At 72.6% G+C, this 259-nt stretch carries 1 protein-coding gene; it reads right to left on the reverse strand.

Features of this window, described 5'->3' with window-relative positions:
- Positions 1-181 (reverse strand): tetratricopeptide repeat protein (locus G3I42_RS17655; protein ID WP_164287097.1); only part of this gene is annotated, 181 nt, incomplete at its 3' end.
- Between the last annotated feature and the right edge of the window lie 78 nt (positions 182-259).

Here is a 259-nt window from a genome sequence, read left to right on the forward strand (position 1 = left end):
GGGTCAGGGCGTCCCGGGGGTACAGGACTCGTGCCCGTTCGTACTCCTGCACGGCGTCGGCGTAATTGCCGTGCTTGGCGTGGATGGAGCCGAGCAGCCGCCACGCGTCGCCGTCCTGCTCGTTGTGGTGGACGGCCTGGCGGAGGTCGTAGAGCGCCGCTTCGTCGTTGCCCTCACGCAAGTGCTCCCGGGCGCGTGCGACCCAGTTCCGTCCGCCGCCCACGGCGGGCCGGGGAGGGGGGACGGCTTCCGGCTTGCG

This window comes from Streptomyces sp. SID11385 (genome assembly GCF_010548245.1).
GTDB lineage: Bacteria > Actinomycetota > Actinomycetes > Streptomycetales > Streptomycetaceae > Streptomyces.